This is a genomic window from Phenylobacterium hankyongense (assembly GCF_003254505.1).
In the GTDB taxonomy this organism is placed as follows: Bacteria; Pseudomonadota; Alphaproteobacteria; order Caulobacterales; family Caulobacteraceae; genus Phenylobacterium; species Phenylobacterium hankyongense.
In genome coordinates, this window is sequence record NZ_QFYP01000001.1 from 2,376,169 (window position 1) to 2,388,525 (window position 12,357).

10 protein-coding genes are annotated in these 12,357 nt (G+C 69.6%); 4 read left to right on the top strand and 6 right to left on the bottom strand.

From position 1 onward, the window contains the following. Positions 1-13: 13 nt before the first annotated feature. A complete protein-coding gene (locus tag DJ021_RS11475) occupies positions 14-790 on the bottom strand; it encodes an enoyl-CoA hydratase (RefSeq protein WP_111457674.1) in 777 nt (258 codons plus the stop codon). Continuing rightward, positions 787-1,977: a CaiB/BaiF CoA transferase family protein gene (locus DJ021_RS11480; protein WP_111457675.1), complete on the bottom strand. Its 1,191-nt coding sequence runs from the start codon at positions 1,975-1,977 to the stop codon at positions 787-789. The genes DJ021_RS11475 and DJ021_RS11480 overlap by 4 nt, the downstream gene beginning before the upstream one ends. Positions 1,978-2,420: 443 nt before the next feature. On the opposite strand from DJ021_RS11480, the gene DJ021_RS11485 reads away from it, so the two are divergent. Together DJ021_RS11485 and DJ021_RS11490 are read left to right on the top strand one after the other, a co-directional pair. Further along, positions 2,421-3,767 (top strand): amidohydrolase family protein, encoded by a 1,347-nt coding sequence (locus DJ021_RS11485; RefSeq protein WP_207801823.1) that lies wholly within the window; start codon positions 2,421-2,423, stop codon positions 3,765-3,767. 60 nt (positions 3,768-3,827) lie between these two features. Next, on the top strand, positions 3,828-5,132 hold the full coding sequence (locus tag DJ021_RS11490) for an MFS transporter (RefSeq protein ID WP_111457676.1): 1,305 nt from the start codon (positions 3,828-3,830) through the stop codon (positions 5,130-5,132). Between the two features lie 10 nt (positions 5,133-5,142). On the opposite strand, the gene DJ021_RS11495 is transcribed toward DJ021_RS11490, so the two are convergent. Next, positions 5,143-6,723: an aldehyde dehydrogenase (NADP(+)) gene (locus tag DJ021_RS11495; protein WP_111457677.1), complete on the bottom strand. Its 1,581-nt coding sequence runs from the start codon at positions 6,721-6,723 to the stop codon at positions 5,143-5,145. Positions 6,724-6,961: 238 nt separating this feature from the next. Here DJ021_RS11495 and DJ021_RS11500 point away from each other — a divergent pair, with 238 nt between their 5' ends. Further along, a complete protein-coding gene (locus DJ021_RS11500) occupies positions 6,962-7,726 on the top strand; it encodes a GntR family transcriptional regulator (RefSeq protein WP_111457678.1) in 765 nt (254 codons plus the stop codon). A gap of 90 nt (positions 7,727-7,816) precedes the next feature. After that, entirely contained in the window at positions 7,817-8,965 is a 1,149-nt protein-coding gene (locus tag DJ021_RS11505; RefSeq protein WP_111457679.1) for a fumarylacetoacetate hydrolase family protein, read from the top strand. Between the two features lie 13 nt (positions 8,966-8,978). Here the strand turns inward: DJ021_RS11505 and DJ021_RS11510 are convergent, their stop codons facing one another. The 3 genes from DJ021_RS11510 to DJ021_RS11520 all read right to left on the bottom strand — a co-directional run bounded on the left by DJ021_RS11510 (position 8,979) and on the right by DJ021_RS11520 (position 12,035). After that, positions 8,979-9,419 carry a c-type cytochrome gene (locus tag DJ021_RS11510; protein WP_111457680.1) on the bottom strand — a complete coding sequence of 147 codons (441 nt, stop codon included), beginning with the start codon at positions 9,417-9,419 and terminating at the stop codon, positions 8,979-8,981. A 10-nt stretch (positions 9,420-9,429) separates the two neighbouring features. Continuing rightward, complete coding sequence (locus DJ021_RS11515) at positions 9,430-11,466, bottom strand: outer membrane protein assembly factor BamB family protein (protein ID WP_207801824.1); 2,037 nt, start codon at positions 11,464-11,466, stop codon at positions 9,430-9,432. A gap of 137 nt (positions 11,467-11,603) precedes the next feature. Then, positions 11,604-12,035, bottom strand: coding sequence for a hypothetical protein (locus DJ021_RS11520; RefSeq protein WP_111457682.1), 432 nt, complete (start codon positions 12,033-12,035; stop codon positions 11,604-11,606). Positions 12,036-12,357: the final 322 nt, after the last annotated feature.

The window sequence follows — 12,357 nt, forward strand, 5'->3', positions numbered from 1 at the left end:
GAGACGCGGCCGATCAGGCGCCGGTCCAGACGCGCGGCTTCTTCTCCAGGAAGTTGCGCACGCCCATCCTGAAGTCCTCGCTGCCGTAGATGATCTCGACCAGGTCATCGATGTCCGGCGCGCCTGCGTAGGCGTAGCGGCGGATCGCCTCCTTGCTGACGCTCATGGTCAGCGGGGCGTGGCTCGCCACCCGCTCGCAGATCGCCGCCGCGGCGGCGTCCAGCTCCTCCGGTTCGACCACCTTGAGGATGTGCCCGAGCTCGAACAGCTCCTGGGCGGTCAGCAGTTCGCCCAGCAGCAGCATCCGCTTGGCCTGGGAGATGCCGACGTGGTTGACCATCCGGACGTAGCCCTTGGTCGACAGGCAGTTGCCGATCGAGCGGCCGATCGGGGAGCCGAAGCGGGCGCTCGGGGTGGCGATCCTCAGGTCGCAGGCGAACGACAGGGCGATGCCGCCGCCCACCGCCCAGCCTTCGACGATGGCCAGGGTCGGCATCGGCAGGGCCTCGACCAGCCCGACGTACTCATCCATCTGCCGCTCGTAGGCGATGCCGTCCTGGCCGGAGGTGAAGTCCAGGAAGCCGCTGATCTCGGTGCCGGCCAGGAAGGCTTTGCCGCCTGCGCCCCGCAGGGTGACGATCCGAAGCGACCGGTCCTGCGCGATCTCGCGGCAGATGTCCCCGAGCTGGCGCCACATGTCGAAGGTCAGGGCGTTGAGCGCGGGCTGGTTGTCGAACACGATCCGCCCGACCGACCCCACCCTGGAGAAGACGACCTTTCCCTCGCTCATGTCCGTGTCGCGTCTTCCATCTGGTGGCTGCCGATGAGGCCGCGTTCCACGAGCTCGGCGAGGATCTCCTCGCGGTGCTCGTCGAGCAGCGGCGGCGGGTAACGAACCTCCTGGGGCGTGTCGCTGAGCTTCACGGGGAAGCCCAGCGCCTTGAAGGAGCCTTCGACGGGGTGCGCGATGTCCTGGACCATGTGGCGCGCGCCGACGTGCTCGCTCGCCAGCGCCTGGCCGTAGTCATAGATCGGTCCGGCCGGCACCCCCTTGGCGAGCAGGTCGTCGACCCACTCGGCCACCGTGCGGCGGGCGAACGTCGGATGCAGGCTGGCGATCAGCGCAGCCTGGTTGGCCACCCGGTCGCTGTTGGTGGCGAACCGCGGGTCATGCTCGAGGTCCAGGCGGTCGGCCGCCTCCAGGAACGACAGCCACAGCTTCTGATTGGCGGCGCCGAATACGAAGTAGCCGTCGGAGGCCTGCACCGCCTGGTAGGGGGCGGACATCCGGTTGGCGGTGCCGAGCGGCTGCGGCGACCGGCCGGTGCCCCACAGTTCCGTGGTCTCCCAGATCGACAGGCCGAGCGCGGCCTCGAACAGCGAGGCGTCGACCATCTGTCCCTCGCCCGAGGTCTGGCGGCCGACGAGCGCGCTGAGAATGCCGTACACGGCGAACAGGGCCGCGCCGAGGTCGCCGACCGGCACGCCGGTCTTCACCGGCTCGCTGCCGGGCAGGCCGGTGGCGCTCAGGACCCCCGACATGGCCTGGGCGATGAGGTCGAAGCCGGGCCGCTGCGCCCAGGGCCCGCTCTGCCCGAATCCCGAGATGCTGGCGTAAACCAGCCGCGGATTGATGGCCCGCAGGGTCTCGTAGCCCATGCCCAGCCGCGCGGCGACGCCGGGACGGCCGTTCTCGACCAGCACGTCGGCCGTACGCACCAGGGCGTAGAGGATCTCACGGTCGGCGTCGGTCTTCAGATCGAGCGAGATGCTGCGCTTGTTGCGGTTCAGCGCCAGGAAGCCCGGACTGTCATCGCCCTTCAAACGGAAGCCCATCGAACGCCGGGTCTGGTCTCCGACCTTGGGGGGTTCGATCTTGATGACATCGGCGCCCATGTCGCCAAGCAACATGCAACAGAACGGCCCCGCCATGACTTGCGAAACATCTAGGACGCGGATGCCGGCGAGGGGGAGCATTGCTGGGTCCAAGGTCAAATCATCGAATGTTGGGACCGCTCAATGCGCGCAATACGCACAAAGCATCAGGTGAAGCGCGGTGCCAAGATGTATACAAGTTTGCGAACCTCCGTCAAGCGAGGGAAGGCTGCGACCGTGCGGAGCCTTTGTTACCAGGGTTCAGGAGGAGCCGCCCGTGGCGCGAGGCGGGGCGCGTGAGGGTGGAATAGAGGCGCCGGGCAGCTTCTCCGTCGAATTTTCATCCGCCCTGCCGAATCCATCCTGTCCACAACAGGCTTGAGCGCAAAATGGTTGTATGCAAGCTTGCGTTCGCGCTCTGCGCCAATGATAGCCGTTTGGGGGGAATACGATGGACGTCTTCCCACCCTGTTGAGCTGTCGGCGGCGCGGCCCTCGCTGCGCCCTCCGTGTGGAGGGGCAATCAACCGACCTGGAGTGTCGTCCATGCGTGCTCGCCCCATCCGCAGGCTTCTTGCCCTCAGCGCGCTGACGCTGACCGCGGCGTTCGCCGCCGAAGCCCGGGCCGAAGTCACCGTGCTGCGGGATTTCACCCTGATCGACGGCACCGGCCGCCCGGCCGCGGTGAATTCGGCCATGGTCATCGACAACGGGCGGATCACCTGGGTCGGCCCCACGGGCAAGCTGAAGGCGCCCGCCAAGGCGGCCGTGGTGAACCTCAAGGGCAAGTACGTGATGCCCGGCCTGATCGACCTGCACGTCCACCTCGGCAACGTGAAGGACATGGTCCAGGACAAGAAGTTCTTCACGCAGGACAACGTCGAGCAGGACCTGCGTACCTATGCGGCCTATGGCGTGACCACGGTGGAGAGCCTCGGCACCGACTCCGATCTGATCTTCCGCCTGCGCGCGGCGCAGCGCGCCGGTCGCCCGACGATGGCCCGGGTCTACACCGCCGGTCAGGGCTTCGTGTTCAAGGGCGGCTATGGCGGCCTGGCGGGGGTCAACCAGCCGGTCTCCAGCCCCGCCGAGATCGACCGGGAGGTCGCCGCCCAGGCCGCCAAGGGCGTCGACATCATCAAGCTGTGGCTCGACGACGAGCTTGGGACGATGCCCAAGATGCCGCCCGAGATCACCAAGGCGATCATCGATTCGGCCCACAAGCGCGGCCTGCGCGCGGTCGCCCACGTCTTCTATCTGCAGGACGCCAAGCGCCTGGTCGCCCAGGGCATCGATGGTTTCGCCCACAGCGTGCGCGACAAGCCGATCGACCAGGAGCTGATCGACGGCATGAAGCGGCACGGCACCTGGCAGCTGGCCGAGACCCTGTCGCGTGAAGCGTCGATGTTCGCCTACGGCGAGCGCGCGCCGTTCCTGGACGATCCGTTCTTCAAGAGGGGCGTGTCCGCTCAGACCCTGAAGATCCTCGCTGACGCCCAACGGCAGAAGACCGTCGCCTCCGCGCCGCACTTCCACGATTATCCGGCCTTCCTGCAAACCGCCGAGCAGAACCTGGGGCGCCTGCGCGCCGCCGGCGTGCCGATCGGATTCGGCACCGACGCCGGACCGCCCGGGCGCTTCCCCGGCTATTTCGAGCACTGGGAGCTGCAGTTGATGGTGCAGGCGGGCATCACCCCCGCCGAAGCCATCGCCACCGCCACCGGCCGCGCCGCCCAGTTCCTGCGGGCGAAGGACCTCGGCACCCTGCAGCCGACCAAGTGGGCCGATCTCGTGGTGCTCGACGCCGATCCGCTGACCGACATCCGGAACACGCGGAAGATCGACGCCGTGTACGTGGCCGGCCGCAAGGTGCGCAGCATCTGGGACAAGTGACGCGCCGACCGGCGCGCATCCCCGACCTCGCCTGACCCCATCTCCGAGGAAGACACGACCATGGCTCAACCCGCCCTGCCAGTCCGTCCGACCCGGGTCCGACATATCGTGCTGTGGCTGACCGTCGCGGCCTACATGATCACCTACATGGACCGGGTGGTGATCTCGATCGCCGCGCCCTCGATCCAGAAGGAGATGGGGCTCTCGCTGATCGCCATGGGCTGGGTGTTCGGCGCCTTCCAGCTCAGCTACGCCCTGTTCCAGATCCCCGGCGGTTGGCTCGGCGACCGCTACGGTCCGCGGCGCGTGCTGACCGGGATCGTCATGTGGTGGTCGGCCTTCACTGCGGCCACCGCGCTGACCTGGTCGGCCAGCTCGCTCGTCGTCTGCCGGTTCCTGTTCGGCGCGGGCGAGGCCGGGGCCTTTCCCAACGCCACCCGCTCGCTGTCGCGCTGGATGCTGCCGTCCGAGCGCGGCTTCGCCCAGGGCCTGACCCATGCGGGCGCGCGGCTGGGCAGCGCACTGACCCCGGTGCTGGTGGTCTTGCTGATCGCCAAGTGGGGATGGCGCACGCCGTTCTTCGCCTTCGCCGGCCTCGGCCTCGCGTGGGCGGCGGTGTGGTTCTGGTTCTACCGCGACACCCCGGAGGAGCACCGCCAGGTGAACGCCGGCGAACGCGCCCTCATCGAGGCGGGGCTCGGCGGCAAGCCGCTGGCCGGCTCGGCCAGGAAGGCGGTCCCCTGGCGCCAGCTCCTGAGCAACCCGCAGATCTGGGTGCTGTCGGCCATGTACGCCTGCTACGCCTATGTGATGGCGATCTTCCTGACCTGGTTCCCCAAGTACCTGGTCGACGCCCGGCACTTCTCGCTGAAGGAGATGGGCTTCTACGCCAGCCTGCCGCTGCTGGCCGCGGTGGTCGGCGATGTCGCCGGCGGCACCTTCTCGGACCGGCTTTTCAAGTGGACGGGCCGGCTCAATTTCTCCCGTCGCGCGGTGGCGATCGTGGGCTTCCTGCTGGCGGCAGGCGCCATCCCGCCGGCCGTGCTGTCCGCCAGCCCGCTGGTCGGAGTGGCCTTCTTCTGCGTGGCGCTGTTCGGGCTGGAGCTGACGGTCGGCGTCTCCTGGGCGGTGACGCTCGACATCGGCGGCGAGTTCGCCGGCTCGGTGTCGTCGATCATGAACACCTTCGGCAATATCGCCGGCGCCAGCGCCGCGGCGCTGACGGGGTATATCGTCACCCTCTACGGCTGGGACGCGGCCTTCCTGGTGCTCGCGGGCCTGTGCCTCCTGGCCGCCCTGCTGTTCATCCCCCTCGACTGCTCGAAGCGGATCTACGCCGAGGGGCCGGCCCTCCAGCCGGCCTGAACCGGAGCGGCTAGGCCGGCAGCTCCAGCCGGCCGTCGATGCGGCGGGGAATGGCCAGAGGGTTCGCATCGCCGAGCTCGGCCGGCAGCAGGCCCTTCGGCATGTCCTGGTAGCAGACCGGCCGCAGGAACCGCATGATCGCCAGCGAGCCCACCGAGGTCGAGCGGCCGTCGGAGGTCGCCGGGAAGGGGCCGCCGTGGACCATCGCGTGGCCGACCTCCACCCCGGTGCCGAACCCGTTGAACAGGATCCGTCCGGCCTTGCGCTCGAGCAGCGGCAGGAAGGGGCGCACCTGGTCGTGGTCGCCGTCTGCCACGTGCAGGGCGACGGTCAGCTGGCCTTCCAGCGCGGCGATCAGCGCTCGTAGGCCTTCGAGATCCGGGGCGCGCACCACCAGCGAGCTCGCGCCGAACACCTCGTGCTGCAGTTCGGGATTCGCCGTGAAGGCTTCGGCGGTCGTGGAGAACAGCCCAGCCTGGCCCTGGAACAGGTCGCCGGGACGGCCGCGGGCGACGGTGGTGACCTGCGGGTGGTCTTCCAGGGTCGAGACGCCGGCGCAATAGGCGGCATGGATCCCGGGGGTCAGCATGGCGGCGGCCGACGCCTCCGAGATCGCGGCGGCCGCGGCGGCGGCGAACCTGTCCAGGCCCTCGCCCTCGACCGCCAACACCAGCCCGGGATTGGTGCAGAACTGGCCCGCGCCCAGGGTCAGGGAGGCGGCGAAGGCCTTGCCGATCGCCTCCGCGCGTTCGGCCAGCGCGCTGGGGAACAGGATCACCGGATTGATCGAGCTCATCTCGGCGTAGACCGGGATCGGCTCCTCGCGGGCCTGGGCGATGGCGATCAGCGCCTGGCCGCCGCGGCGCGAGCCGGTGAAGCCCACGGCCTTGATCCGTGGATCGGCCACCAGCGCCTGGCCGATGGCGAGGCCGCTGTCGAACAGCAGGGAGAACACCCCGTCCGGCAGGCCGGCCGAACGCACCGCCTTCTGCACGGCGCGGCCGACGATCTCCGACGTCCCCGGGTGCGCGGAGTGGGCCTTGGCGACCACCGGACAGCCGGCGGCCAGGGCTGAGGCGGTGTCGCCGCCGGCGACGGAGAAGGCGAGCGGGAAGTTGCTGGCGCCGAACACCGCCACGGGTCCCAGCGCGACGTTGCGCAGGCGCAGGTCGACCCGCGGCGCCGGCGTGCGGTCGGGCTGCGCCGGATCGATCCGGGCCTCCAGGAAGCCGCCGTCGCGGACCACGCCGGCGAACATCCGCAACTGATGGACCGTGCGGCCGCGCTCGCCCTCCAGGCGCGCCCGGGGCAGGCCGCTCTCGGCCATGCAGCGTTCGACCAGGGCGTCGCCGACCTCCAGGATGTTGTCGGCGATGGCCTCCAGGAAGGCGGCGCGCGCCTCCAGGCTGGTGTGGCGATAGGTGTCGAACGCCGCCTTGGCGAGGGCGCAGGCCTCCTCGAGGTCTTCGCGCGTCGCGCCGCCGAACACCGGCTCCATCGGCTGTCCGGCCGTGGGATCGAACGCCTTGATCGCGCCGTCACGCCCGGCCCGGGCCGCGCCGCCAATCAACATCTCGCCGGTGATCTTCATGTGGCAGGCCCTTGGTTCGAGGTCGGGGGTTCGAGGTCGGGAGGTTCGAGGTCGGGGGTTCGAGTGCGCGAGGCGCGCCCGACACACGTCAATGCGCGAAGCGCAGATTGCATGCAATATGTCTTCGCGCCCTTTCGGCCGCCGACGGGTCCGGCCTATTTAGAGGGCAGGCGGACGGTCGCCAACCGTCGGCCGGGATTAAGCTTGTATCCCGACAGGGCGGTGCGATATTTCCGCCATGGCGCGCGACCGGTCGACCACCACCACCAATGTCCCCGAGGACGCTCCGGCGCAGGACGCTGCGCCGGCGAAACGCGCGCCCATCGAGATGCAAAAGGGCTGGCTGCACCAGGACGCCGTCGCCGTGCTGCGGCGGCTCATCCTGTCGGGCGAACTGCCCCCCGGCGAGCGGCTGCGCGAAGTGGTGATGAGCGAGCGCCTGGGCATGTCCCGCACGCCGGTGCGCGAGGCGTTCCGCACGCTCGCCGCCGAGGGCCTGGTCGACCTCCTGCCCAACCGGAGCGTCGTGGTCAGCGAGGTCAACGTCGAGGATTCAGTCGACGTGTTCGCAGTGCTGGGCGCGATGGAGGCGCTGGCCGGCCAGTTCGCCTGCTATCGGATGACCCAGGTGCAGATCGACGAGCTCACCGAGCTGCAGCAAACCCTGGAGCGTCAGTTCCAGATGGCCGATCGGGTCGGCTACACCGACACCAACCGACGGGTCCACGAACTGCTGGTCGAGGGCTCGGGGAACACCTCGCTGATCCTCGCCTGGCGGATGATCCTGCCGAGGGCGGAGCGCGCGCGGACGCTCAACAACCTCGATCGCCGGCGCTGGGCCGAGGCGGTGAACGAACACCGGGCCATGCTCGAGGCGATCATCGCGCGGGACGGGCCGCGGCTGAGCACGCTGATGCAGGAGCACTTCGACAACGGCAGCGAGACGATGTCGAAGCGCAAGACCACCACGCCCCCCGGCCGACCGCTGTCCGTTCCGGCCTAGGCCGCCGCGTCAGGGCCCGACGGCTTCGCCGATTGACAGGTGAACGCCCGCGTCGGATAGCGGGTGGGAAACTTGTATGGAAGAAGTGCCATGGGAAGATTCCTGCCGCAGGACTGGGATCGGGCGCGCCTGCTGGGCAGGATGATGCTTCCGGCCGGTCCGACGCCGGTGGCGGTGGTGGACGGCCGGCTGCGGGACCTCTCCGCCCACGCGCCCACCGTGGCCGATCTTCTCGCCAGGCTGGAGCCCGGCGCCGAGCCGCCGGCGGGGCGGGACCTCGGGCCGCTGTCCGACCACGACATCACGCCGGCCTGGGACGGCGAGGGCGGCGCGTCGCGCCTGCTGGCCCCCATCGACCTGCAGTGCGTCAAGGCCGCCGGGGTGACCTTCGCCGTCTCCGCGCTCGAGCGGGTGATCGAGGAGCGCGCCCGGGGCGATGCGAGCCGCGCCGCCGAGATCCGCGAGGGGCTGCAGAAGCGCATCGGCGCCGACCTGAAGGCCGTCACGCCCGGCTCGCCGGCCGCCGAGGATCTGAAGGCGGTGCTGATCGCCGACGGGCTGTGGTCGCAGTACCTCGAAGTGGCGATCGGGCCGCACGCCGAGGTGTTCACCAAGGCGCCTGTGCTGTCGTCGGTGGGCTGGGGCGAATGCGTCGGCATCCGCGCCGACTCCGACTGGAACAATCCGGAGCCGGAGATCGTCGTGGTCTGCGATCCGCAGGGACGGCTGCGCGGCGCGACCCTGGGCAACGACGTCAACCTGCGCGACATCGAGGGCCGCAGCGCCCTGCTGCTCGGCAAGGCCAAGGACAACAACGCCTCCTGCGCCCTGGGGCCCTTCATCCGCCTGTTCGACGACACCTTCACCCTCGACGACGTCCGCCAGGCGGTGGTCTCGCTGGAGATCGACGGGCAGGACAACTACCGCCTGGAGGGCAAGTCGAGCATGGCCCTGATCAGCCGCGATCCGGTCGAACTCGTCGCCCAGACGATCGGCCGCAACCACCAGTATCCGGACGGCTTCGTGCTGTTCCTCGGCACCATGTTCGCCCCGGTCGAGGACCGCGAGACGCAGGGCGGCGGCTTCACCCACAAGGTCGGCGACCTGGTGCGGGTGAGTTCGGAAAAGCTCGGCACGCTGGAGAACAAGGTGGTGCGGTGCCACGAGGCGCCGCCCTGGACCTACGGCATCTCCCAGTTGATGCGTAACCTCGCCGCCCGCGACCTCCTGCGGGCCTGAGCGCCGGACCGGGCTATTTGCCGGCGGGCGCGGGATCGATGCGGATCTGCTGCAGGACCTGGGCGTCGCGGGGCAGCTCCGCCGTACCCGCCGGGAACTGGTTGGTCGAGAGCAGGTAGGCGGTGATGTCGGCGACCGTCGCGCCGCCCAGGCTGCCGGGATTGCTCGCCGGCATGGTGGTGCGGGTGCGGGCGAACAGGTCGCCCACGCTCTGGCCGGTCCAGGCGCCGAGGAAGCCGCCCCCGGAGAGGGCCGGGGACATGTCGCCGCCGCTCAGCGACGCGCCGTGGCACAGGGCGCAGTTGGCGGCGTAGAGCGCCTTGCCGCGCTCCGCCTGCACGGCCGTGTAGACGCCGTCCCAGACCGACCGGGACGGGGGCTGGGCCTGCGACGGGCAGGCGGTCGTCAGGGCCAGAAGGCCGGCCGCGGCCGCCGCTCTCGTGATGGGGTTCATGGGACCTCGCCTATCCGCGCGGCAGCCGGAAGGCCACCAACTCGCCGCTGTAGTTCCCGCCGCCGATGGCCAGCACGATGTACTGCGCCCCGCCCAGCATGTAGGTCATCGGCGCGCCGGATTGCGGCGCCGGCAGGTAGACCGCGCCCTTCTCCTCGCCGGTGGCCTTGTCGTAGGCCCGCAGCATCGCCCCGCGGGCGCCCGAGGGAGTGGTGACGAAGCCGGCCTCGCCGCAGACCACCAGGGTCTTGGTGGTCAAGGGACCGATCAGCGACCCCGCCCGGCCGGTGCGCGGGATCTTGACGCCCTTCAGCGCCGGATGGTTGCGGATCTCGTCCGGGGTCTCGCCGTGGGCGATCTGCCAGGCGATGTCGCCCTTGGTGAGGTCGATGGCGGTGATGCGGCCGTAGGGCGGCTTCAGCAGCGGCAGGCCCTGCACGGTCAGCAGGCCGGGCCGGAAGCCGTCGCGCTCCGGCGGCTTGCCCGGGGCGCGGGGCGCAGCGCGCATGTTCACGTAGTCGAAGTCGGACTCCGCCGGGTCGGTGTTCTTCACCGCCATCATCACGTCGGCCTGGGTCTTGGAGTAGACGTAGACGATGTGGTGCTCCGGGTCGTAGGAGCCGCCGGCCCAGTTGGTCCCGCCGGTCAGGTTCGGCGCGGTCAGCGTCCCCCAGCTGCCCTCGGGATGGTAGACCGTGGGCGGCGTGAAGATCGGCCCGATCCGGTAGTTGGCGATCAGCTTCAGCGCCTGCGCATGAAGCTCGGGCGTGTAGTCGATCAGCACGCTCGGATCGATGCCCTGGACGTCGTAGGCCGGCGGCTTGGACGGGTGCGGCTGGGTCGGCGAGTACCATTCGCCGGGCACGTCGCCCTTCGGCACGCGCTTCTCCGGGATCGGCCAGATCGGCTTTCCGGTCTCGCGGTTGAGCACATAGAGGAAGGACTGTTTGGAAGGCTGCGCCAGCGCCTTGACGATCTTCCCCCTGACCGGGATGTCCACGAGGATCGCCGCGCAGCAGGTGTCGTAGTCCCACAGGCCGTGGTGGACCATCTGGTAGTGCCAGCGGCGCTCGCCGGTGTGCAGGTCGACCGCCACCAGGCTCTCGCCGAACAGCGCATCGCCCCGGCGGTGGCCGCCCTCCTCGTCGCCGGTAGGCAGTTCGACGCCGAGGTAGGCGAGGTTCAGCTCCTCATCGACGGAGATCTGGCACCAGACGCCGCCGCTGCCGATGTTCTCGGTCCCGTCCAGCCAGGTGTCGTAGCCGAACTCGCCCTTCTTCGGGATGGTGTGGAAGATCCACAGGCGCTTGCCGGTGCGGACGTCGAAGCCGCGGACGTAGCCCTTGGTGTTCTTGAAGGTCTTCGGGATGTTGCCGACCGAATGGGCGGCGCCGATGATCACCACGTCCTTGGCGACGCACGGCGTGGCGTGCAGGCCGATGTCCGACAGGATCGGATCGATGTCCTGGTCGTCGTCCTGCTTCAGGTCGACGACGCCGTTGACGCCGAAGCCCGGGACCGGCAGCCCGCTCTTGGCGTCCAGCGCCACCAGCTGGTAGCCGATGGTCACATAGAGGATGCGGCCCTCGACGCCGTCGGTCCAATAGGCGAGGCCGCGGCCGGAGAGCTTGCGCGGCGCGACCTCGGCGCGCTGGCCCTCGTCCTCTCGATGCATCCAGAGGATCTCGCCGGTGGCGGCGTCCAGCGCGACGACGTCGCGACGCGACCCGGCGGTGGTGTAGATCACCCCGCCGATCATCAGCGGCGTACTCTCGAACTGGTATTCCGGCCGCGCCCCGAAGGCGTCGGTCTTGAACCGCCAGGCGACCTCCAGGTCGTTGAAGTTGGCGGCGTTGATCTGGTCGAGCGGCGAATAGCGGGTGTTGGCCAGGTCGCCGGCGAAGCTGCGCCACTCGACGTCCTTCGCGTGCGGACCGCGGGCAGGCGGCCCCGGACGCGCCGCGGTCTGCGCGCGGGCCGACGCCCTGGCCATCAGGTAGCCGACGAACGGCAGGGCAAGCGCAGCTCGTCTGGAAACGCGTCTCATCGACTTCTCACCTGTTTCCTCTCGCCGGCCGCTCATGAAGGGCGGCGGCCGCTGAATTCCGTGCGAGTGCGCCGCGTCCCGGCGCCAGCTTAGGCATAGCAGGCGAAAAAATTGCATACAACCGGCCGTTGACAGCCTCAGGCGGCGTGGGCGAACAGGTCCAGGCGACAGGCGCCGCGGGCGTCGATCACCACCTCGCCGGCGCGAAGCGGACGGTGGAGGGCGCCGGCGTGCGGGATGTCGGTGACGGTGACGAATTCGCCAGAGGACCGGCGCTCCAGGAGGATCACCACCGTGGGCCGGGCCGCCTGGTGGAGCCGTACGCCGTTACGCACCACATCCGGATTGAGGCCCGCCGCGCCGTCCAGCCTCGCCGCCCGTTGCAACAGCACGCGCAGGCTGACCGGAACGCCGACCTCATGGACGCAGCCGAAGGCGCGGGAGCGCAGGGAGCCGGGTTGCCCGATGGCCGGTCGGCCGGTCCACAGCACGTAGTGTTGCAGGGGCGTGCGGCCCACGGCGTCCGCCAGGACGGAGGCCGGAACCACTTCAGCGTCGCGATGGCGCATCGTTTCCTCCGGGGCTGACGTGTTTTGCGCCCCGTTGTGCAAAACCGCCGGGGGCTTGCGCATTCATGTATACAAAAATTGGGAGCGATGCTACTCCGGCGTAGGCCCAGGTTCCTCTCATCCCTCGGGAACCTAGCGCCTCACCAAGGCCTGAGCCGGTCGCGTCCGCGCGGCCGGCTACTTTTTCTGGGCCTAAGGGCCTCTTGCATGCATGTGAACCCAAAGCTGCATCACGACCATGGGTTTTGCGATCGCATATCGTATGCAGTTTGCGGTGACGTAGGGGAAACCACTCATAGTCGCCCCGTGGGTCGTGGGCGGA

Bases quoted from the DNA above. Each gene is read 5' to 3' on its own strand.
- DJ021_RS11475 (WP_111457674.1), bottom strand. From the start codon at position 790: ATGAGCGAGGGAAAGGTCGTCTTCTCCAGGGTGGGGTCGGTCGGGCGG.
- DJ021_RS11480 (WP_111457675.1), bottom strand. From the start codon at position 1,977: ATGCTCCCCCTCGCCGGCATCCGCGTCCTAGATGTTTCGCAAGTCATG.
- DJ021_RS11485 (WP_207801823.1), top strand. From the start codon at position 2,421: ATGCGTGCTCGCCCCATCCGCAGGCTTCTTGCCCTCAGCGCGCTGACG.
- DJ021_RS11490 (WP_111457676.1), top strand. From the start codon at position 3,828: ATGGCTCAACCCGCCCTGCCAGTCCGTCCGACCCGGGTCCGACATATC.
- DJ021_RS11495 (WP_111457677.1), bottom strand. From the start codon at position 6,723: ATGAAGATCACCGGCGAGATGTTGATTGGCGGCGCGGCCCGGGCCGGG.
- DJ021_RS11500 (WP_111457678.1), top strand. From the start codon at position 6,962: ATGGCGCGCGACCGGTCGACCACCACCACCAATGTCCCCGAGGACGCT.
- DJ021_RS11505 (WP_111457679.1), top strand. From the start codon at position 7,817: ATGGGAAGATTCCTGCCGCAGGACTGGGATCGGGCGCGCCTGCTGGGC.
- DJ021_RS11510 (WP_111457680.1), bottom strand. From the start codon at position 9,419: ATGAACCCCATCACGAGAGCGGCGGCCGCGGCCGGCCTTCTGGCCCTG.
- DJ021_RS11515 (WP_207801824.1), bottom strand. From the start codon at position 11,466: ATGAGACGCGTTTCCAGACGAGCTGCGCTTGCCCTGCCGTTCGTCGGC.
- DJ021_RS11520 (WP_111457682.1), bottom strand. From the start codon at position 12,035: ATGCGCCATCGCGACGCTGAAGTGGTTCCGGCCTCCGTCCTGGCGGAC.